The organism is Paracoccus aminovorans, from assembly GCF_001546115.1.
Lineage (GTDB): Bacteria > Pseudomonadota > Alphaproteobacteria > Rhodobacterales > Rhodobacteraceae > Paracoccus > Paracoccus aminovorans_B.
In genome coordinates this window covers 2,188,155-2,207,778 of the sequence record NZ_KQ955208.1, presented here as the reverse complement: position 1 = coordinate 2,207,778, position 19,624 = coordinate 2,188,155, and the positions used below count along the sequence as shown (strand labels likewise).

Annotated in this window: 19 protein-coding genes and 1 tRNA gene; 1 reads left to right on the top strand and 19 read right to left on the bottom strand. The window is 66.8% G+C overall.

What is annotated here, in order from left to right; translation table 11 throughout:
• Position 1 precedes the first annotated feature (1 nt).
• The 17 genes from rpoB to tuf all read right to left on the bottom strand — a co-directional run bounded on the left by rpoB (position 2) and on the right by tuf (position 16,843).
• Positions 2-4,150: a DNA-directed RNA polymerase subunit beta gene (gene rpoB, locus ASV56_RS11270; protein WP_062562052.1), complete on the bottom strand. Its 4,149-nt coding sequence runs from the start codon at positions 4,148-4,150 to the stop codon at positions 2-4.
• Between the two features lie 266 nt (positions 4,151-4,416).
• Positions 4,417-4,791 carry a 50S ribosomal protein L7/L12 gene (gene rplL, locus ASV56_RS11265; RefSeq protein WP_062562051.1) on the bottom strand — a complete coding sequence of 125 codons (375 nt, stop codon included), beginning with the start codon at positions 4,789-4,791 and terminating at the stop codon, positions 4,417-4,419.
• A 67-nt stretch (positions 4,792-4,858) separates the two neighbouring features.
• The gene (gene rplJ, locus ASV56_RS11260; protein WP_026155310.1) at positions 4,859-5,374 is read right to left on the bottom strand and encodes a 50S ribosomal protein L10; all 516 of its coding nucleotides are present in this window, start codon (positions 5,372-5,374) and stop codon (positions 4,859-4,861) included.
• A 257-nt stretch (positions 5,375-5,631) separates the two neighbouring features.
• Positions 5,632-6,330 (bottom strand): 50S ribosomal protein L1, encoded by a 699-nt coding sequence (gene rplA / locus ASV56_RS11255; protein WP_062562050.1) that lies wholly within the window; start codon positions 6,328-6,330, stop codon positions 5,632-5,634.
• A gap of 3 nt (positions 6,331-6,333) precedes the next feature.
• On the bottom strand, positions 6,334-6,786 hold the full coding sequence (gene rplK / locus ASV56_RS11250) for a 50S ribosomal protein L11 (protein ID WP_017999541.1): 453 nt from the start codon (positions 6,784-6,786) through the stop codon (positions 6,334-6,336).
• Between the two features lie 86 nt (positions 6,787-6,872).
• Entirely contained in the window at positions 6,873-7,412 is a 540-nt protein-coding gene (gene nusG, locus ASV56_RS11245; RefSeq protein ID WP_062562049.1) for a transcription termination/antitermination protein NusG, read from the bottom strand.
• Positions 7,413-7,604: 192 nt separating this feature from the next.
• A complete protein-coding gene (gene secE, locus ASV56_RS11240) occupies positions 7,605-7,799 on the bottom strand; it encodes a preprotein translocase subunit SecE (protein ID WP_026155309.1) in 195 nt (64 codons plus the stop codon).
• A gap of 52 nt (positions 7,800-7,851) precedes the next feature.
• Complete coding sequence (locus tag ASV56_RS11235) at positions 7,852-8,751, bottom strand: hypothetical protein (RefSeq protein ID WP_062562048.1); 900 nt, start codon at positions 8,749-8,751, stop codon at positions 7,852-7,854.
• A gap of 41 nt (positions 8,752-8,792) precedes the next feature.
• Positions 8,793-8,868, bottom strand: a tRNA-Trp gene (locus ASV56_RS11230).
• Between the two features lie 48 nt (positions 8,869-8,916).
• Positions 8,917-10,773 (bottom strand): ABC transporter ATP-binding protein, encoded by a 1,857-nt coding sequence (locus ASV56_RS11225; protein ID WP_062562047.1) that lies wholly within the window; start codon positions 10,771-10,773, stop codon positions 8,917-8,919.
• A gap of 205 nt (positions 10,774-10,978) precedes the next feature.
• Complete coding sequence (locus ASV56_RS11220) at positions 10,979-11,392, bottom strand: GFA family protein (protein ID WP_062562046.1); 414 nt, start codon at positions 11,390-11,392, stop codon at positions 10,979-10,981.
• Positions 11,389-11,781, bottom strand: coding sequence for a VOC family protein (locus ASV56_RS11215; RefSeq protein ID WP_062562045.1), 393 nt, complete (start codon positions 11,779-11,781; stop codon positions 11,389-11,391). Before ASV56_RS11215 ends, ASV56_RS11220 begins: the two co-directional genes overlap by 4 nt.
• A 126-nt stretch (positions 11,782-11,907) precedes the next feature.
• The gene (locus ASV56_RS11210) at positions 11,908-13,482 is read right to left on the bottom strand and encodes a GMC family oxidoreductase (RefSeq protein WP_062562044.1); all 1,575 of its coding nucleotides are present in this window, start codon (positions 13,480-13,482) and stop codon (positions 11,908-11,910) included.
• A 13-nt stretch (positions 13,483-13,495) separates the two neighbouring features.
• The gene (locus tag ASV56_RS11205; RefSeq protein WP_062562043.1) at positions 13,496-14,017 is read right to left on the bottom strand and encodes a Twin-arginine translocation pathway signal; all 522 of its coding nucleotides are present in this window, start codon (positions 14,015-14,017) and stop codon (positions 13,496-13,498) included.
• A 49-nt stretch (positions 14,018-14,066) separates the two neighbouring features.
• Entirely contained in the window at positions 14,067-14,462 is a 396-nt protein-coding gene (locus ASV56_RS11200) for a VOC family protein (protein ID WP_062562042.1), read from the bottom strand.
• A gap of 98 nt (positions 14,463-14,560) precedes the next feature.
• Complete coding sequence (locus ASV56_RS11195) at positions 14,561-14,854, bottom strand: ribbon-helix-helix domain-containing protein (RefSeq protein WP_036744834.1); 294 nt, start codon at positions 14,852-14,854, stop codon at positions 14,561-14,563.
• Positions 14,855-15,667: 813 nt separating this feature from the next.
• On the bottom strand, positions 15,668-16,843 hold the full coding sequence (gene tuf, locus ASV56_RS11190; protein WP_062562058.1) for an elongation factor Tu: 1,176 nt from the start codon (positions 16,841-16,843) through the stop codon (positions 15,668-15,670).
• 220 nt (positions 16,844-17,063) lie between these two features.
• Between tuf and ASV56_RS11185 the strand changes: the two genes are divergently transcribed.
• Positions 17,064-18,002 (top strand): DUF533 domain-containing protein, encoded by a 939-nt coding sequence (locus ASV56_RS11185; RefSeq protein WP_062562041.1) that lies wholly within the window; start codon positions 17,064-17,066, stop codon positions 18,000-18,002.
• A gap of 36 nt (positions 18,003-18,038) precedes the next feature.
• Here ASV56_RS11185 and ASV56_RS11180 read toward each other — a convergent pair whose 3' ends face one another.
• The gene (locus tag ASV56_RS11180; protein WP_216635381.1) at positions 18,039-18,818 is read right to left on the bottom strand and encodes an ABC transporter ATP-binding protein; all 780 of its coding nucleotides are present in this window, start codon (positions 18,816-18,818) and stop codon (positions 18,039-18,041) included.
• Positions 18,805-19,623 carry an ABC transporter permease subunit gene (locus ASV56_RS11175; RefSeq protein ID WP_082724790.1) on the bottom strand — a complete coding sequence of 273 codons (819 nt, stop codon included), beginning with the start codon at positions 19,621-19,623 and terminating at the stop codon, positions 18,805-18,807. The genes ASV56_RS11180 and ASV56_RS11175 overlap by 14 nt, the downstream gene beginning before the upstream one ends.
• Between the last annotated feature and the right edge of the window lies 1 nt (position 19,624).

Below are 19,624 nucleotides of genomic sequence, written 5' to 3'. Positions count from 1 at the left end.
CTCACTCCTCATCCTCCGCATCCAGGAGTTCCATGTTGAGGCCCAGACCCCGGACCTCCTTGACCAGAACGTTGAACGATTCCGGCACGCCGGCCTCGAAATTGTCCTCGCCCTTGACGATGCTCTCATAGACCTTGGTCCGGCCGGCCACGTCATCCGACTTGACCGTCAGCATCTCTTGCAGGGTATAGGCGGCGCCATAGGCTTCCAGCGCCCAGACCTCCATCTCACCCAGACGCTGACCGCCGAACTGCGCCTTGCCGCCCAGCGGCTGCTGGGTCACGAGGCTGTAGGGACCGGTCGAACGGGCGTGCATCTTGTCGTCGACAAGGTGGTGCAGCTTCAGGACGTATTTCATCCCGACGGTGACCTTGCGGGCGAACTGCTCGCCGGTGCGGCCGTCGAACACCACGGATTGACCCGAGGTGTCGAAACCGGCCCGCCGCAGCGCGTCATTGATGTCGGCTTCTTTCGCACCGTCGAAGACCGGCGTGGCGATCGGCACGCCGCCACGCACGGCATCGGCGTGTTCGACCAGCCGGTCGTCGTCCATGTCGCTGAAGGTCTCGGCATAGAACTCGTCGCCATAGCCGTTCTTCATCGCCTCGCGCACCGGCGTCAGATCGCCATTGCGGCGATAGTCCTGCAGCGCCTCGTCGATCTTGATGCCCAGGCCGCGCGCGGCCCAACCCATGTGGGTTTCCAGGATCTGCCCGACGTTCATGCGCGACGGCACGCCCAGCGGGTTGAACACCAGGTCCACGGGCGTGCCGTCGGCCAGGAAAGGCATGTCCTCGATGGGAACCACCTTGGACACCACGCCCTTGTTGCCGTGACGGCCGGCCATCTTGTCGCCCGCCTGCAGCTTGCGCTTCACGGCGACAAAGACCTTGACCATCTTCATCACGCCCGGAGGCAGGTCGTCGCCCTGGCGCACCTTCTCGACCTTGTCGTCGAAACGGTTGTCCAGCGCGCGCTTCAGGCTGTCGAACTGCTGGTTCAGCGCCTCGACTTCCTTGGCGGTCTCCTCGTCGGCGACGGCAAGCTGCCACCACTGGCCGCGGCTCAGCTGGCCCAGCACGTCCTCATCGACCAGGACGCCGGCGCGGACGCCTTTCGGCCCCTTGACGACTTCCTTGCCCATGATCAGCGATTTCAGGCGCGCATAGATGTTGCGCTCCAGGATCGCCAGCTCGTCGTCGCGGTCGCGCGACAGGCGCTCGACTTCCTCGCGCTCGATCTGCAGCGCACGCTCGTCCTTGTCGACGCCGTGGCGGTTGAACACCCGGACCTCGACGATGGTGCCATAGGCACCCGGCGGCAGACGCAGCGAGGTGTCGCGCACGTCGCTGGCCTTTTCGCCGAAGATGGCGCGCAGCAGCTTTTCTTCCGGCGTCATCGGCGATTCACCCTTCGGGGTGATCTTGCCGACCAGGATGTCGCCCGGACCGACCTCGGCGCCGATATAGACGATGCCAGCCTCGTCGAGGTTGCGCAGCGCCTCTTCACCGACATTCGGGATGTCGCGGGTGATCTCTTCCGGCCCCAGCTTGGTGTCGCGGGCCGCCACTTCGTATTCGTCGATATGGATCGAGGTGAACACGTCGTCGCGGTGGATCCGCTCCGAGATCAGGATCGAGTCCTCGTAGTTGTAGCCGTTCCAGGGCATGAAGGCCACGACCACGTTGCGGCCGATCGCCAGTTCGCCCTGATCGGTCGAGGGACCGTCGGCCACGACCTGGCCTTTGACCACGCGGTCGCCCACCTTGACCAGCGGACGCTGGTTGATGGTCGAGGACTGGTTCGAGCGCTTGAACTTGCGCAGACGATAGATGTCCACGCCGGCGTCGCCCGCGCCCAGGTCCTCGGTCGCCCGGATAACGATCCGCTGCGCGTCGACCTGGTCGATGATGCCGCCGCGACGGGCCATGATGGCCGCCCCGGAATCGCGCGCCACGGTTGCTTCCATGCCGGTGCCGACGAAGGGCGCCTCGGCCCGCAGCAGCGGAACCGCCTGGCGCTGCATGTTCGAGCCCATCAGCGCGCGGTTGGCGTCGTCGTTTTCCAGGAAGGGGATCAGCGCCGCCGCGACCGATACCAGCTGTTTCGGCGACACGTCGATCAGGTCCACCGCCTCGACCGGGTTCAGCATGAAGTCGCCCGACTGGCGGGTCGAGATCAACTCGTCGACGAACTTGCCGCCCTCGTCCAGCGTCGCGTTCGCCTGGGCGATGGTGTGGCGCATCTCCTCGGTCGCCGACATGTAGACCACGTCGTCGGTGACCTTGCCCTCGATGACGCGGCGATAGGGCGTCTCGATGAAGCCGTATTTGTTCACGCGGGCAAAGGTCGCCAGGCTGTTGATCAGGCCGATGTTCTGGCCTTCCGGGGTCTCGATCGGGCACATCCGGCCGTAATGGGTCGGGTGAACGTCGCGCACCTCGAAGCCGGCACGCTCGCGGGTCAGACCGCCCGGGCCAAGCGCCGACAGGCGACGCTTGTGCGTCACTTCCGACAGCGGGTTGGTCTGGTCCATGAACTGCGACAGCTGCGAGCTGCCGAAGAATTCACGCACCGCCGCCGCCGCGGGCTTGGCGTTGATCAGGTCCTGCGGCATGACGGTGTCGATCTCGACGCCCGACATGCGCTCGCGGATCGCCCGCTCCATGCGCAGCAGGCCGATGCGATACTGGTTCTCCATCAGCTCGCCGACCGAGCGCACCCGGCGGTTGCCGAGGTGGTCGATGTCGTCGATCTCGCCCTTGCCGTCGCGCAGTTCCACCAACCCGCGGATACAGGCGACGATGTCCTCATGGCGCAGGGTGCGCTGGGTGTCCGGCGCGTCCAGGTCCAGGCGCATGTTCATCTTGACCCGGCCCACGGCCGAAAGGTCGTAGCGCTCGCTGTCGAAGAACAGGCTGTTGAACAGGGTCGAGGCGGCCTCGACGGTCGGCGGCTCGCCCGGGCGCATGACGCGATAGATATCCATCAGCGCGCCTTCGCGGCCCAGGTTCTTGTCGGCCGCCATGGTGTTGCGGATATAGGGGCCGACGTTGACGTGGTCGATGTCCAGGACCGGGATGTCCTCGATACCGTTGTCCAGCAGCACCTTCAGCAAGCCGCCCGAGATCTCGCCGTCGCGGTCGTATTCGACGGTGATCTCGTCGCCGGCCTCGGCATAGATCAGGCCGGTCTGCTCGTTGATGATGTCCTTCGCCACGAAGCGGCCGATGATCTTGTCGAAGGGCAGCAGCAGGTTGATGTCGCCCTTTTCCGCCAGTTGCTTGACCAGGCGCGGCGTCACCTTGTCGCCGGCCTTGGTGATGACTTCGCCGGTCTCGGCGTTCACCAGGTCATAGGACGGACGGGTGCCGCGCACGCGCTCGGGGAAGAAGCGGGTGATCCAGCCGGATTCCTTGCCCTTGACGGCGCGCTGCAGCTTGTAGTCCACGGTGTCGTAGAAGGCATCCATGATGCCCTCCTGGTCCATGCCGAGCGCATAGAGCAGCGTGGTCACCGGCAGTTTCCGGCGGCGGTCGATGCGCGCGAACACCAGGTCCTTGGCGTCGAATTCGAAGTCGAGCCACGAGCCGCGATAGGGAATGATGCGGCAGGCGAACAGCAGCTTGCCCGAGCTGTGGGTCTTGCCGCGATCGTGGTCGAAGAACACGCCGGGCGAACGGTGCATCTGCGACACGACGACGCGCTCGGTGCCGTTCACGATGAAGGTGCCGTTCTGCGTCATCAGGGGCATGTCGCCCATGTAGACGTCCTGCTCCTTGATGTCCTTGACCGACTTGGCGCCGGTGTTCTCGTCGACATCGAACACGATCAGGCGCAGGGTGACCTTCAGCGGCGCGGCATAGGTCATGTCGCGCGCCTGGCATTCGTCCACGTCGTATTTCGGGCGTTCCAGTTCGTATTTCACGAATTCCAGCGTCGCGGTCTCGTTGAAGTCCTTGATCGGGAACACCGACTGGAACACGCCCTGGATGCCTTCGCCGTCCTGGTGGCCCTCGGCCTCGCCCGACCGCAGGAACAGGTCATAGGAGGATTTCTGAACCTCGATCAGGTTCGGCATCTCCAGAACTTCGCGGATATTGCCATAGTAACGCCGGATGCGTTTCTGGCCGACATAAGCTTGCGCCATAGAGGGTCTTACCTTTCGTCTTTCGCTTGCGGCGGTCGTCGGGGCCCGACCGGCACAAGGCGGCGAATGAGGGGCGGGGTCCAATTCGTGCCGCACGTCCCACCGCGCCGCTCCCGAACCCCGAACATGCCCTGAAGGAAGGTCTGGTCATGGCCTGCGGCCGAAAAACCGTCCTTCAAGACAGGTTCGGCAGGGACCGGGAGAACCCCGGACCCTGCCCTTTTCTTCCGAAATCAATCGGCACGCACCATCCGGTGCAGGCCCGATTACTTCAGCTCGACCTTGGCGCCAGCCGCTTCGAGCTTTTTCTTCATTTCTTCGGCGTCGCCTTTCGAAGCGCCTTCCTTGACCTTGCCGCCGGCTTCGACCAGGTCCTTGGCTTCTTTCAGGCCCAGACCGGTGATGGCGCGCACTTCCTTGATCACGTTGATCTTGTTGGCGCCGGCGTCGGTCAGGACGACGTCGAATTCGGTCTTCTCTTCGGCGGCTTCAGCCGGGCCAGCGGCCGGGCCGGCAACCATGACGGCGCCACCGGCGGCCGGCTCGATGCCGTATTCGTCTTTCAGGATGGTCTTCAGTTCCTGGGCTTCCAGCAGGGTCAGGCCCACGATTTCTTCGGCGAGTTTTTTCAGGTCAGCCATTTTTCCGTTCTTTCCATTAAGTGTTCCAACGTCGGGGTTTCAACCCCACGACGGGACGGGGATTGCCTCAGGCGGCCTCGCGCTCTTCCAGAGTCGAGAGGATGCCCGCGATGTTGGAAGCAGGTGCGCCGATCGCGCCCGCGATGTTTGCAGCAGGGGCACCGATGCAGGACACGATCGAAGCGATAAGCTCCTCCCGCGACGGCATCTGGGCCACGGCTTTCACACCGGCCGGGTCAAGCGCCGTGTCGCCCATCGCACCGCCCAGGATCACGAACTTGTCGTTCCCCTTGGCGTATTTGTCCGCGACCTTGGCAGCAGCCACGGGGTCGTCGGAAAAGGCGAGCACGGTCATGCCCGTCAGATAGTCGGCGATGCTGGCGCAAGGCTTTCCATCCAGGGCGATCTTGGCGAGCCTGTTCTTGGCAACGCGGACGGACCCACCAGCTTCGCGCATCTGCGCGCGCAGGTCCTGCATTTCGGCAACCGTCATCCCCTCGTAGCGGGCAACCACCACGACGCCAGAGGCTTCAAAGATCTGGCCGAGTTCCTCGACCACCGCTTCTTTTTGCGCTCTATCCACGGTTTCACTCCAAGTTGGGGGTTTCCCCCCGGCTCTCACTTTCCAGCCGCCCGAACAGCGACCGGATGGGTCCGTGACGGTCCCAAGATCCCCCGAAGAAACCTTCGGAAAATGGTCTTGATCCCATCTCAGGAAGGATGATTAAGCCGGCCAGATAGCGTATCGGGTCGGCACCCTCCGTCTCGGACAGGACGGGGCATCGCTGCCCCGCCATCCGCCGGCCCCCGTTGAAAGGACGCCGGCGAAATTCTTGCCGCTTACTGCGAAGCGGCCGAAGCCAGGTCCAGCGACACGCCCGGACCCATGGTCGAGCTGATCGAGACCTTCTTCAGATAGGTGCCTTTCGCGCCCGAGGGCTTCGCGCGGTTCACCGCATCGACAAAGGCGCGGATGTTCTCGGCCAGCTTGGCGGCGTCGAACGAGGCCTTGCCGACGCCGGCGTGGACCACGCCCGCCTTCTCGGCCTTGAACTGGACTTCGCCGCCCTTGGCCGCTTCCACGGCCGCTTTCACGTCCATGGTCACCGTGCCGACCTTGGGGTTCGGCATCAGGTTGCGCGGGCCCAGGATCTTGCCCAGACGGCCGACCAGCGGCATCATGTCCGGGGTGGCGATGCAGCGATCGAATTCGATCTTGCCCGACTGGATGGTCTCCAGCAGGTCTTCCGCACCGACGATCTCGGCGCCAGCGGCCTTGGCTTCGTCGGCCTTGGGACCACGGGCGAAGACGGCGACGCGGACATGCTTGCCGGTGCCGTTGGGCAGGGTCACGACGCCGCGGACCATCTGGTCGGCGTGGCGCGGATCGACGCCCAGGTTCATCGCGATCTCGACGGTCTCGTCGAATTTCGCCTTGGTGCTGGCTTTCACCAGCGCGACGGCGTCTTCCACCGTCAGGTTGGCCTTGCCTTCGAAGGCGGCGCGGGCGGCGGCTTTGTTCTTGGAAATCTTAGCCATGACTTAGCCTTTCACCTCGATGCCGATGGAACGGGCCGAGCCGAGGATGATCTGCATCGCGGCTTCGACGTCGTTCGCGGACAGGTCCTTCATCTTGGCTTCGGCGATCTCGCGCACCTGCTTGGCGGTCACGGTGCCGGCGGTCGCGCGGCCGGGCTTTTCCGAACCCTTGGCGCGGTTGCGCTTGCCGACCGGCTTCAGGCCGGCGGCCTTCTTCAGCAGGAAGGACGCGGGCGGCGTCTTGGTCTCGAAGGTGAACGACTTGTCGGCGTAATAGGTGATCACGACCGGAACGGGCGAACCCTGTTCCATTTCCTGCGTGCGGGCGTTGAACGCCTTGCAGAATTCCATGATGTTGATGCCGCGCTGACCCAGGGCCGGGCCGACGGGCGGGGACGGGTTGGCCTGACCGGCCTTGATTTGCAGCTTCAGGCTGCCGACGACTTTCTTGGCCATCTGGCCCTCTCCTTATCATCACGCCCCGAACGGGGCCGACTTAGCGGTGCGGCCTTGCCCCAAGGGACGCAGCCTCCCGCGAACGATCACGCGGTCTTGGCAACCTGCGTGAATTCCAGCTCGACCGGCGTCGGCCGGCCGAAGATCGAGACGGTGACCTTGATGCGGCTCGAGACCTCATCCACCTCCTCGACCATGCCCGAGAAGCCCTCGAAGGGCCCGTCGGTCACGTTCACCTTCTCGCCCACGTCGAAGCGGATCAGGTTGCGCGGCGCGACCTCGGCCCCGCCCTCGCCAGTGCGATGCAGGATCGTGTTCACCTCGTCGTCGCGCATCGGCATCGGCTTGCCCTGGGCACCCAGGAAGCCGGTGACGCGGTTGATCGAGTTCACCAGGTGATAGGTCTTGTCCGACAACTCCATCCGCACCAGCACATAGCCGGGCATGAAGCGGCGCTCGGACGTGACCTTCTTGCCACGGCGGATCTCGATCACTTCCTCGGTCGGGACCAGCACCTCGTCGATCTCATCCTCGAGACCCTTCTCGGCAACGGCCTGACGAATCGCCTCGGCGACCTTCTTTTCAAAGTTCGACAGGACGCTGACCGAATACCAACGCTTTGCCATGTCTCGATCGACCCCTGTTTCTTCCAGGCTGGCGTGCCAACCCATTGAATTCCTTAACCAGCCCAGCCAATCGCGCATCCGTGATGCAGGCTTTCGGCCAAATTGAAATCGGCGCGCACGACCGAATCGATGCACGCCGCGTCACGGGCAGGTCGGGCGGACATACCGCCCCCGGCCCGGCAATGCAAGCCCTCAGCTGCCGACGAAGTGGATCAGCCCCGACAGGCCGGTCTTGATCGCAAGGTCGACGAGGAAGAAGAAGACCGAGGCCAAGGTCGCCATGATGAAGACCATCACCGTGGTCGTGATCACTTCGCGCCGCGTGGGCCAGGTGATCTTGCCGACTTCGGCGCGGACCTGGCTGATGAACTGGACGGGGTTGGCCATGGGAATCCCTTCGGTCTTGCAGCGCGTCAGATAGACCGGGCACGGCCCGATTTCAAGCCGGGATCTGGACCGCGGCCGGCGGCTGCAGGAACTCGACCTTGCGCAGCCCGCGCAGCGCCGCCACCTGGGCGGCATAGCTCTCGGCCGAACGGGCGTAATCCTCGGCCGGCAGCGGCCGCAGCGGGCCGTGGCCGTCGGCGCGACGAAAGCGGCGGCGGGCGCGGGCGGCCAGCTGGCGCAGGTCGGCCTCGGTGTCGACCATGGCCCGGCGCAGGAACCAGTCATAGCCGGCCTGCGTCAGCCCCTCGTTCGAAGGCGGCGGCTCGGGCACCGCCGGCGCCAGCCCCTCGGGCAGCAGCCGGCGCAGCAGTTCGGGGCGCAGCGCCGCGTAATCCTCATAGCGCCAGACCACCAGCCGGACGACCTCGGGCATCGCGGCCAGGCGCCGGACCAGCCCCAGCCAGTCGACCCGGGCCGGATCGCGGCCGCGCAACCAGGGGGCGAGCTCGATCTCGTTGCCCAGCAGCACCTGCAACGAAAAGGCCGAGACGTTGAAGCCCGCCGGGTCGCGGATCGCCAGATACAGCTCGGCCTGGCGCTCTCCTGCCAGCGCCAGAACCTGCCGCAGCCGGCGCACCGCAAAGGGATAGAGCAGCCCGCGACGCGAGAACATGCGGCTGCGATGCGTGCCGCCCAGGATATTCTCCTCGGAGATCAGCAGCTCGGCGCAGCCCTGGCGCCGCTCCTGCAGGGCGGCACGGAAGGCGGGCTCCTCGGGGCAGCCGACGCCGGCGGACAGGATCTGCGACAGGTCCAGCGGCGCCGTGCGCAGCAGGGCCGGATCGGCATAGCACAGCCCGGCCGCGGCCAGCCGGTCGTCGACCAGGCGCAGCGAATATTGCAGATGGGTCGAGGCGGTCTTGTGCGCCCCCAGATGAATGCTCAGGGCCATGAATTCGTCGGTGTGGCGCTCGGCATGTCGGGGATTGCGGCTGGCAGGGGTTGGGGGACTCGAACCCACGACCCTCGGTTTTGGAGACCGATGCTCTACCAACTGAGCTAAACCCCTAAGCCGCGCGTCTGATTACGGCAGGCGCGCGGCCGGTTCAAGAGGAAATCAATCGGCCTTCAGGAAACCATCCGACTGCCGCGCCCAAAGCCCGGCATAGATGCCGCCCTGCGCCAGCAGCTGATCATGCGTGCCCTGCTCGACGATGCGGCCCTGCTCCATCACCACCAGCCGGTCCATGCGGGCGATGGTGGACAGCCGATGCGCGATGGCAATCACCGTCTTGCCCTGCATCAGCATGTCGAGCTGGCCCTGGATCGCGGCCTCGACCTCGCTGTCGAGCGCGCTGGTCGCCTCGTCCAGCACCAGGATCGGCGCGTCCTTCAGCAGCACGCGGGCGATGGCGATGCGCTGGCGCTGGCCGCCGGACAGCTTCACCCCGCGTTCGCCGACATGCGCCTCGAGCCCGCGCCGGCCCTGCGAATCGGTCAGCGTGTCGATGAAGCCGGCCTCGGCCAGTTCGGCGGCGCGCCGGATCTCGGCCTCGGAGGCATCCGGCCTGCCATAGGCGATATTGTCGCGGATCGAGCGGTGCAGCAGCGAGGTGTCCTGCGTCACCACGCCGATGGCCGCGCGCAGGGATTCCTGCGTGACCTGGGCGATGTCTTGGCCGTCGATCAGGATGCGCCCGGTTTCCAGATCGTGGAAGCGCAGCAGCAGGTTCACCAGCGTCGACTTGCCGGCGCCCGAGCGGCCGACCAGGCCGATGCGCTCGCCCGGGGCGATGGTCAGCGTCAGGTCGTCCAGCACCGCGCCATGCAGCCCGTCCCGCGGCGCGACCCGGTCGCCGGCGCCATAGCGGAAGGTGACGTGGTCGAACTGCACCCGCCCCTCGGGCACCGCCAGCGGCCGGGCGCCGCGCATGTCCGTCACCATGCGCGGCAAGGACAGCGAGCCGATGCCGTCGCGCACCGTGCCGATATTCTCGAACAGCCCGGCGAATTCCCACATGATCCAATGCGACATGTTGCCGAGCCGCAGCGCCAGCGGGATCGCCACCGCGACCGCGCCGACGTCGATCTTTCCGCCGACCCACAGCCACAGCCCCAGCGCCGTGACCGCGAAGGTCAGCCCCGAGTTCAGCGACGAAAGCAGGATGTTCTGGATCGAGGCCAGCCGCATCTGGCCGTGCACGGTTTGCAAGAACCCGTCCATGCTGTCGCGGACGTAATCCTCTTCGCGGGAGTTGTGCGAGAACAGCTTCACCGTCGAGATATTGGTATAGCTGTCGACGACGCGGCCGGTCATCACCGCGCGGGCATCGGCCTGCGCCTGGCTGATGCGGCCGATGCGCGGGATCAGCCACCACAAGAGCAGCCCGTAAAGCAGGCCCCAGCCGGCAAAGGGCAGCGCCAGCCAGCCGTCGGTCGAGGCGGCCAGGATCAGCGCGCCGATGAAATAGACCCCGACATAGACCAGCACGTCCATGAACTTCATCGCCACCTCGCGCACCGCGAGCGCGGTCTGCATCAGCTTGGTGGCGATGCGGCCGGCGAATTCGTCCTGGAAATAGCTCATCGACTGGCGCAGCAGATAGCGATGCGCCTGCCAGCGGATGCGCTGCGGGAAGTTTCCCATCAGCGTCTGGTGCATGAGCAGCGAGAACAGCACCTGCAGGACCGGCAGCGCCACGACCAGGATCGCGCCCATCAGGATCAGCCGCCCGCCCTCGGCCGCCCAGAAGCCGGCGCGGTCGGCGCCGGACAGCCGGTTGACCAGCTCGCCCAGATAGCCGAACAGCACCACCTCGGCGACCGCGATCAGCGCCGAGCAACCGGCCATGCCCAGCATATAGCCTTTGGCCCCGCGCGAGAAATGCAGGATGAAGCGCCACAACCCGCTGGGCGGCATGCGCGGCGGATCGGCCGGATAGGGATCGAGCCGGCTTTCGAACCAGCTGAACATGGCACACCTCGGGTAGTATGGCAGGGCCGACCAGAACTGATGGCAGATCGGCCGGCTGTCAAGCCATGCGGCGTGACAGGCCGCTGAAATGGTCGCAGGAGCCGCCCGCCGCGTCCCTCTCGCGCATCATCACCCCCGCCGTTGCCCCGGCGAGGGTGAAGCACGGTCTGATGCCGGGTCGAGAGCCGACCTCTTCGGCGGTCTGCTAAAGGTGCCGGGTCTCGGGCGCCGGGTTCCACCAATTGTCATGCGCGCCGTCCGCGTAATGCACCGGGGCGGCGATCAGCTCGGCCTCGGGCACGTCCTCCAGCGCGCTGACGCAGACGGCGATGAAATGCCCGCCCATCTCGGGGATATTGCCCTCGGTCCACAGCCGCGTGCCGCAGCGCGAACAGAAGGTGTGGTGCATGTCCACGCCGTCCTCGTCATGGCGCGGCGTCTCGGCCAGCAGTTCGGCGCCGTGGGTGATGCGAAAGCCGGCCGGGTCGGGCAGCCGCATCTCCCAATAGCGCATCTTGCGGCAGAAGCGGCAGTTGCAGCGCATGGTGCCCTGCGCCAGGTCGCCCTCGGCCTCGAAGCGGACCGAGCCGCAGAAGCAAGCGCCGTGATAGGTGGTCATGGTGCGTCTCCGTGATGCACGGCCTCGATATTGTTGCCGTCGGGGTCCAGGACGAAGGCGCCGTAATAGCCGGGGTGGTATTCGGGCCGCAGCCCCGGGGCGCCGTTGTCGCGCCCGCCCGCCGCCATGGCCGCGCGGTGAAAGGCGTCCACCGCCGCGCGGTCCGGGGCGGCAAAGGCGACATGCGTGCCGCCATGGGCGGGCTTGCCCGAGCCGATCCAGAAATCCGGCTTGCCGTCCCGGCCATAGCCCAGATGCGCGCCATGGCCGCCGGTCATCGCCTCGGTCACCTCCATCTCGACGCCGATCCCCAGCACCGCCAGCGCCGCGTCATAGAAGGCACGCGCGCGCGTGATGTCCGACACCGCAATTCCGATATGGTCGATCATGTCCAGTCTCCTTTCCCGAGGCAGGATGAAGGACAACTGCTGACAGGTCACGGCAGTTTCCAAGCGGCCTCGCCTTTCCCGGGGCCGCGAAGGGGCCGCCCCCAAAGGGGACGGCCCGGCAAGGCGTCAGATATTGCCGGCCGACATTTCCCGCGCCAGATGGTCCGCCTGCCGGATCGCCAGCGCCACGATGGTCAGCGTCGGGTTTTCCGCCGCGCCGGTGGTGAACTGGCTGCCGTCCGAGACGTAGAGATTGGCGATGTCGTGGCTTTGCCCGAACCTGTTCACCACGCCGTCCTCGGGCTTTTCCGACATGCGGTTGGTGCCCAGGTTGTGCGTCGAGGGATAGGGCGGCGTCGGCAGCGTGCGGGTCGCGCCGACATTCCTGTAGATCGCCTCGCCGACCTTGTAGGCATGGTTGCGCATGGCGACGTCGTTCGGGTGGTCGCTGAAATTGACGTTCGCCACGGCCAGGCCGAACTTGTCCTTGGTCTCGGACAGGGTGACGCGGTTGTCGGCCTGCGGCATGTCCTCGCCGACGATCCACATGCCGGCCATGTTCTCATAGCTGTCCAGCGCCGTGGTGAATTCGCGCCCCCAGGCGCCGGGATCCAGGAAGGCCGCCATGAAGGGCAGGCCCAGGCTCAGCGTCTCCAGCTCGTAGCCCCCGACGAAGCCGCGCGAGGGGTCGTGGCGCGCCTCGTCGCGCACGATGCCGGCCATGGTGGTGCCGCGCCACATCCTGACCGGCTTTTCGAAGATGCCGTAGACCGAGCCGGTGGTGTGGCGCATGTAGTTCCGCCCCACCTGCCCCGAGCTGTTGGCCAGCCCGTCCGGGAACATGCTGCTGTGCGAATTGAGCAGCAGCCGCGGGCTTTCGAAACTGTTGCCGGCGACGCAGACCAGCCGCGCCTTCTGCATCTGCAGATTGCCGTCCTTGTCGAAATATTCGACCCCGGTGACCCGGCCCTTGTCATTGTGCAGGATGCGGGCGACATGGGCATGGTCGCGCACCTCGAGATTGCCGGTCGCCTCGCCGCGCGGGATGTCGGTATAGGCGGCGGACCACTTGGCGCCCCATTTGCAGCCCTGGAAACAGAAGCCGGTCTGCTGGCAGGACATGCGGTCGTCATAGTCGATGCTGTTGATCGCCATGTTGCCGGTATGGACTTCCTTGTAGCCCAGCGCCTTGGCGCCCTTTTCCAGCACGTGGTAATTGTTATTGCCCGGCAGCCGCGGCCGCCCGCCGACGCCGGCGACGCCCAGCTTGGCCTCGGCCTTGTCATACCAGGGCGCCATCTCGGCCGGGTCGATCGGCCAGTCCAGCAGGTTCGCGCCCTCGACCTTGCCATAGGTCGACAGCGCCTTCCACTCATGCTCCTGAAAGCGCAGGCTGGCGCCCGCCCAATGGATCGAGGTGCCGCCCACCGCCTTGACGATCCAGGCCGGCAGGCCGGAAAAGTCCTTGGCCACGCGCCAGTCGCCGCTGGTCGTGCGCGGATCGGTCCAGGCCAGCTGGCCGAAACTGTCCCATTCGTCGTTGACGTAATCCTCGGGCAGATAGCGCCCGCCGGCCTCCAGAGCCACCACCTTGACGCCCTTCTGCGCCAGCTCGTTGGCCAGCACCCCGCCGCCCGCTCCGGTGCCGACGATGACCACGACGCTGTCGTCGTTCAGATCGAATTTGCCTGCCTGTGCCATGATCGTTCCTCCCTCACAGCCAGTCGATGTCGTCGAAGCCGCGGTCGATGTAGCCGCCGTGCGAGAAGGACTCGCCCTCATAGCCGAACAGCGGCCAGATCTCCTTCTGGTTATAGAGGCCTGTCACCAGCCCGCCGCGCACCGTCTGGAAAAAGGCCGTGTCCTCGATGCTGCGCAGGATGGCGACGCGATCCGCCTCCCATCCGGCGTCGAGATAGCTGGCGAAGCCCGCCTGTTTCGCGGCCGCGTTCAGCGCGGCGATGCCCTCGGCCACCAGGGCCTTCTTGTCCTCGGCGTCATAGGACTTGACCGCGACGGCATAGAAGCGGTCGCCCAGCCGGTCATGCGGATAGATGTCGCGCGCCATCTGCAACAGCGTCGCCATCTCGGTCTCGCCGATCGCCGTGACCTCGACCGCCCAGGCCGCATCCGGCGCGGCGATGAAGCCCGCGCCCACCACCGACAGCGTCCCGGCGGCCAGGGCCCGACCCAGAAGCTGGCGGCGGCTCAGGCCTTGCTTGCTCAGTTTCGTCATTCTCTCCTCCCGTTTGTTTCATCCGCACCCCTCCCAAGATGCGGTCGCGTCAGAGGTAGCGGCCTCCGCGCTGAAGCACTTCGATCTGGTATCCGTCCGGATCCGCGATGAAGAAGAAGCGGGCGATGACCGCGCCGCCCGGGGCGAAATCGACCAGCTTGCGCGGCGCAAAGCCCTCGGCCGTCAGCCGGGCATGGGTCGCGTCCAGGTCGTCGACGGAAAAGGCGATATGGCCATAGCCGTCGCCCAGGTCATAGGGCGTGGTCCGGTCCTTGTTGATGGTCAGCTCCAGCTCGGTCTCGCTCTCGCCATTGGCCAGGTAGACCAGGGTGAAATCGGGAAAATCCAGCCGCTCCGCGACCTTCAGCCCAAAGACCCGGTCATAGAAATCGACCGACCGCGCCTCGTCCAGGACACGGATCATGGAATGGATGTATTTCGCCACGCCTTCCCTCCTTCGTGGTTGCCTTGGCACCAGACTAGGGGCGGCGAAAGCGGGCCGGGTAGTAGCGGATTACTACAGGACGCGATTGCGGCGGAAAATCATTCCGCGGCGATGCGATGCGGGGACAGCGTCTGCTCCTCGCCCAGGTGGATGGTGCAGGCGCAGCGCAGCAGCGAGGTGAAGTTCCGGGCCTCGCCATGGCGCTCCAGCACCTCGGCATGCAGCTTGGAAATGAAGGCCGGGGTCGAGACGCCCTCGCGCGCGGCGATGTCGTCGAGGATGCGCCAGAAGGCCCGCTCGAGCCGGATCGAGGTGGATTGCCCGTTCAGCCGCAGCCGCCGCGTCACGGATTCATAGCGTTCCGGGTCCTGTCCGGCAAAGATCTGGCACATGGGCTTGATCGCATCTTCCTGGCTTTTGCCGGAGTTTGGTCCAGAAGCCGACGCCGGTCAACGGCGCAAGTCCCGGCGGCCGCCGGACCTGCCGCATTGGACAGGCTGGTGCAGGCTGCGGGGCCAACCGGGCCGAGGCTCAGGTGCTCCACCTCTTCTCCTCGTCCTGCCGATCATGGCGCCACCTGACACGGACCCGCGCTACAGACGCCGGCCATCGAGGCCCAGTCCCGCGTCAGCCGTCATTGGCGCGGAGCGATGCTCTGGAAGTTCGCAGGAACTGGACCACCGCCGCCTTACCGACAGGCGCGTCATCGAAAATGGCAATTCTTGCGCGCTTCCCTGCCGCTTGAAACGCGCGCCTCTGCCAAACCCGCCCCTGGCCGCACCACAGAGGCAGCCGCCGCCGCGGACTTCCCTGCTCCACCCTTTGTCCTGCCAAGGGCGCCGGCAGCACTTTCCCTGCGGCTCACCCTTCCCGGTTCTTTCTTGTTCCACTCTCCCGGGCTTCGCGGCGCCCGAGAAAGATCCGGGGGACCTTTTGCAGCCGAGAAGGGGCCGGCCGGCTCCAGGGGACGGCGTCCTCTCCCCTTTCAGAGGCGCTTGCTCTCGCTTCGCGCCCCCACCCCGGCTTCTTTCTTGCTGAAATATCCCGGGGTCCGGGGCAGCGCCCCGGCAGCAACGGCGCCAAAAGCAAAAGGCCCGCCCCGTCTCCGGAGCAGGCCCGTCTCGCCGCGATATCCCGCCGATCTCTCGGACCGGATCACGCGGCGATGACTCGACCGGGCGGGACCAGAGCCCCGCCCCGCAGCATCACTTGATGATCTTCGACACCACGCCGGCACCAACCGTGCGGCCGCCTTCGCGGATGGCGAAGCGCAGCTTCTCTTCCATCGCGATCGGCGCGATCAGCTCGACCTCGAACTTCAGGTTGTCGCCCGGCATCACCATCTCGGTGCCTTCCGGCAGCTTCACCGTCCCGGTCACGTCCGTGGTCCGGAAATAGAACTGCGGCCGGTAGTTGGCGAAGAACGGCGTGTGCCGGCCGCCCTCTTCCTTGGTCAGGATATAGGCCTCGGCCTCGAAGGTGGTGTGCGGCTTCACCGAACCCGGCTTGCACAGCACCTGGCCGCGCTCGACGCCGTCACGGTCGACGCCGCGCAAGAGCGCGCCGATGTTGTCGCCGGCTTCCCCGCGGTCCAAGAGCTTGCGGAACATCTCGACGCCGGTGCAGGTGGTCTTCTTGGTGTCGCGGATGCCGACGATCTCCAGTTCGTCGCCCACGTTCACCGCACCGCGCTCGACGCGGCCGGTCACCACGGTGCCGCGGCCCGAGATCGAGAACACGTCCTCGATCGGCATCAGGAACGGCTGGTCCACGGCGCGCTCCGGCGTCGGGATGTATTCGTCCACGGCGGCGATCAGCGCGCGGATCGAATCCTCGCCGATCTCCTTGTCGCGGCCTTCCAGCGCCGCCAGCGCCGAGCCCTTGATGATCGGGATGTCGTCGCCGGGGTAGTCATAGGACGACAGCAGCTCGCGCACTTCCATCTCGACCAGTTCCAGCAGTTCCGGATCGTCCACCTGGTCGACCTTGTTCAGGTAGACGACCATGTAGGGGATGCCGACCTGGCGGCCCAGCAGGATGTGCTCGCGCGTCTGCGGCATCGGGCCGTCGGCGGCGTTCACCACCAGGATGGCGCCGTCCATCTGCGCCGCGCCGGTGATCATGTTCTTCACGTAGTCGGCGTGGCCGGGGCAGTCCACATGCGCATAGTGGCGCGCGTCCGATTCGTATTCCACATGCGCGGTCGAGATCGTGATGCCGCGGGCACGCTCTTCCGGCGCGCCGTCGATCTGGTCGTAGGCCTTGAATTCGCCGAAGTATTTCGTGATCGCAGCCGTCAGCGTCGTCTTGCCGTGGTCAACGTGGCCGATCGTCCCGATGTTGACGTGCGGTTTCGTCCGTTCAAACTTTGCCTTTGCCATCATGGCCTCCTATCGGGGGGCCACCCGCGCGACAGCCCCGTCGTGAAACATCCGCCGCGACTTATAATCGTGCCGGGGAAAAATCAAGGGCAGCCGGGCCTTTCGGGGCGCCCATCCTGCCGGCGTGGCCGGGCGGAACCGAAACCGGGCGGCCGCGTTGCAGTTGCGGACAGAAGGGTGCCCGGTCACGGGGCCCCCGCCACGCTTCCGGAGGATCACGATGAGCCTGATGAAATCCCTCGCCCGCGTCGCGGCCGGCGTCATGCTGGCCAAGGGCATCGGCACCATGATGAAGAACGCCCAGAGCCGGTCGCAGCAAGGCGGCCGGCAAGGGTCGGGCGGGCTGCTCGACGATCTGCTGGGCAGCAATACCGGGCAGGGCGGCAGCCGCGGGGCGGGCTCGGGCGGCCTGGGCGACATGCTGGGCCAGGTGCTGGGCGGGCGCGGCGGCGCCGGCTCGGGCAGCGCCTATGGCGGGCCGAATTCGCCGCGGCAAGCCGGCACCTCGGGCGGCCTTGGCGGCATCCTCGACCAGCTGACCGGCGGCCGGGGCGGTTCCGGCAGCAGCTCGCGCAGCAGCTCCGGCGGAGGCCTGGGCGGCGTTCTGGGCGGTGCGGCGGCCGGTGGCCTCGGCGGCATCCTGGGCGACCTCCTGGGTCAGCGCGGCGCGGCGCAGGCGGGCACGCCCGCCAGCACCGGGCTGGCGCAGAAGGATTCGCAGCCCCAGAACGATTCCAGCTTCGGCGATCTCTTCAACGAGGCGCTGGCGACCGGGGACGAGCCCGCGACCGCGCCGACGCCGGAACAGAACGCCCTGGCCGGGCTGATGCTGAAGGCGATGATCCAGGCCGCGAAATCCGACGGCGAGATCGACGAGGCCGAGAAGGCCAAGCTGATGGACCAGTTCGGCGAGCTGGACGAGGAGGAGCGCGCCTTCATCCGCGAGCAGATGGCCGCGCCGGTCGATGCCGCGGCGCTGGCGCGCGAGGTGCCCGAGGGCGCCGGGCCGCAGGTCTATCTGATGTCGCTGATGGCGATCGAATTCGACAACCGCAAGGAGGCCGAATACCTGCACCAGCTGGCAGAGGGCCTGGGCCTCGACAAGCAGACCGTGAACGGCATCCACGAAAAGGTCGGGGTGATCAACCTCTACGCCTGAGCAGGAACGGGCCGCGCCCTGCAGCGCGGCCCGCAATCACGCGGCAAAGATCGCCTCCAGGATCTCGGCCTCGACGGCGGCCAGTTCCGCGCTGCCGCGCTTGGCGGGGCCGACGCGCAGGATGCGGGTCTCGCTGAGAATGCCGCCCTGCCCCAGCACGATCACCCGGTCGGACAGCGCCACCGCCTCGGCCACGTCATGGGTCACCAGGATCGCGGTGAAGCCCGCGCGGTCGTGCATGTCGCGGATCAGGTTCTGCATGGTCAGCCGGGTCAGCGCATCGAGCGCCCCCAGGGGCTCGTCGAGCAGCAGAAGGCCCGGATGGCTGACCAGCGCCCGCGCCAGCGCCACGCGCTGACGCTGGCCACCCGACAGCTGCGCCGGCCAGAACCCGGCCTTGTCGGCCAGCTGCACCGAATCCAGCGCCTCGGCCACCGCGCGGTCGTCGCGCCCGTGCCGCAGCCCCAGGGCGACGTTCTCGGCCACCGAGGCCCAGGGCAGCAGGCGCGGCTCCTGGAACATGATCCGCGCCCGCTCGCCGCCGGTTTCGGCCGGCAGCCCGTCCACGGCGACGCTGCCCGCGGTGGGCTGGTCCAGCCCGGCGACCAGCCGCAGCAGCGTGGACTTGCCGCAGCCGCTTTTGCCGACGATGGACAGGAACTCGCCCGGCCGCACCGTCAGGTCCAGGTTCGCCAGCACGCGCTGGCCGTCGAAGCTGCGGCCCAGGCCGCGCAGCTGCACCTCGGCGCCGGCCGCCTGGTCGCGCAGCATGGGCGGGATCGGGACGTCGCGGGGCAGGATGCTAGCGGCTTGCATAGGCGGGGCTCCATTTCAGGGCGCGGCGCTCCAGCGCGCGGGTCAGCGTGTCGGCGAGCTTGCCGAGCGCCGCATACAGCAGGATCGACAGCACCACGACGTCCAGCACCATGAATTCGCGCGCCTGCATCGCCATGTAGCCCAGGCCCGACGAGGCCGAGAGCGTTTCCGCCACGATCAGCGTCAGCCACATGATGCCGAGGCCATAGCGCAGCCCGACGAAGATCGAGGGCAGCGCGCCGGGCAGCACCACGCGGCGGAACAAGGTGCGGCCGTTCATGCCATAGGCGCGGCCCATCTCGATCAGCTGCGGATCGACGTTGCGGATGCCGTGCAGCGTGTTCAGGTAGATCGGGAAGAATACCCCGAGCGCCACCAGGAACAGCTTGGCGCCTTCGCCGATGCCGAACCACAGGATCACCAGCGGGATCAGCGCCAGGTGCGGGATGTTGCGGATCATCTGCAGCGTGGTGTCGGTCAGCGTCTCGGACAGGCGCGAGACGCCGTTGGCGACCCCCAGCGCAAAGCCGATGCCGCCGCCGATCGCCAGCCCCGCCAGCGCCCGCGCCGCCGAGACGCCGAGATGGGTGAAAAGCTCGCCCGAGGCAGTCATGCGCACGCCGGTCGCAAGGATGGTCGAGGGGCGCGGCAGCACCGTATCCGCGACCAGCCCGGTTGCGCCGGCGATCTCCCACAGCGCAAGGATCGCCGCCGGCACCGCACAGGGCAGCAGCGCCGCCGAGGAGGGCAGGCCCGGCCGCCAGCCGGCCAGGCGCTGCACGTTCAGGGTTTCGGCCAGGCTCATG